Source organism: Cedecea davisae DSM 4568 (assembly GCF_000412335.2).
Taxonomy (GTDB): Bacteria; Pseudomonadota; Gammaproteobacteria; order Enterobacterales; family Enterobacteriaceae; genus Cedecea; species Cedecea davisae.
In genome coordinates this window covers 2,912,214-2,913,594 of record NZ_KE161030.1, presented here as the reverse complement: position 1 = coordinate 2,913,594, position 1,381 = coordinate 2,912,214, and the positions used below count along the sequence as shown (strand labels likewise).

Sequence of the window (1,381 nt, the reverse complement as noted above, 5' to 3'; positions counted from 1 at the left end):
TCTTCACGCATGCGCTCTTTGATAAACGCATGCCCGGTTTTCGACATCACCGGCCTGCCCCCCGCGCGTTCGACGATGTCCACCGTGTTCCATGACAGGCGCGGGTCGTGAATGATTTTTGCCCCGGGCTGTTTCTCAAGGAAGGCCGCCGCCAGCAGGCCAACGATGTAATACCCCTCGATAAACTGCCCTTTCTCGTCGAACAGGAAGCAGCGGTCAAAGTCGCCGTCAAAGGCGATGCCCATATCCGCCCCGTGCTCAATCACCGCATTGCGGGTGTCTGCCCGGCATTCCGGCAGCAGCGGGTTAGGAATACCGTTCGGGAAATTGCCGTCCGGCGTGTTGTGTATCTTCACGAAGGTCAGCGGGACGTTTTGTGCCTTAAAACGCGCTTCGATAGCGTCCACAATCGGGCCTGCCGCGCCGTTACCTGCGTTCACCACCAGCTTCAGCGGCTTAATGTTGTCGACGTTGATATAGGAGAACAGATGGTCGAGGTAGGCTTCCACCACCGACACCTTCCGGTAGCTGCCGCGTACGGCTTCGTTAACCGGCGGGAAGTCGTTGGCTTCCGCCAGGCGCTGCACGTCGCGCAGGCCGGTATCACCGCTGATTGGGCGGGCGCCCTGGCGTACCAGCTTCATGCCGTTGTAGTCCATCGGGTTGTGGCTGGCGGTCACTTCAATCCCGCCGTCCACGTTCAGGTGCCAGGTGGCAAAGTAAATTTCTTCGGTACCGGACAGGCCGATATCCAGCACGTCCACGCCCGCATCCTGCAGGCCGCGAGCCAGCGCCTGCTTCAGGGATTCACTCGTCAGGCGCACGTCGCCGCCCAGCACGATGGTTCTTGGCTTCAGGTATTCGCCGTAGGCGCGGCCAATGCGCCACGCGATATCTTCATTCAGTTCGTCGCCCAGGCGGCCACGGATGTCGTAGGCTTTAAAACAGGTCAGTTGCTGCATCATTTCGCTCCTTCGGGCAACAGTTACCCAACCCACGGGCCTGAGGCCCGCGGAGAATTATGGGGATTTAAGGGTTAAATGCGCCCGTAGCGGTCCTGGAAACGGACGATATCGTCTTCTTCCAGATAGGTGCCGGAGCGGACCTCAATCAGGTCGAGGGGAATTTTCCCGGGGTTTTCCAGGCAATGCGTCATGCCGAGCGGGATGTAGATTGACTCGTTCTCGCCCAACAGTTTCACTTCATCACCGAGGGTCACCTTCGCGGTGCCCGCCACCACAATCCAGTGCTCGGCGCGGTGGTGATGCATCTGGAGCGACAGCCCTTCTCCCGGCTTAACGGTGATGCGTTTCACCTGATAACGCTCGCCGGAATCAATAGAGTCATATTTGCCCCACGGGCGATACACTTCCCGGTGGTT

At 59.3% G+C, this 1,381-nt stretch carries 2 protein-coding genes; both read right to left on the bottom strand.

The genetic code is table 11. The features are described from left to right. Positions 1-962: phosphohexomutase domain-containing protein (locus HMPREF0201_RS13315; RefSeq protein WP_039899358.1), on the bottom strand; the 962-nt coding region annotated here is incomplete at its 3' end. A 74-nt stretch (positions 963-1,036) separates the two neighbouring features. Further along, on the bottom strand, positions 1,037-1,381 hold a 345-nt coding region (locus tag HMPREF0201_RS13310; protein ID WP_016537232.1), incomplete at its 5' end, for a cupin domain-containing protein.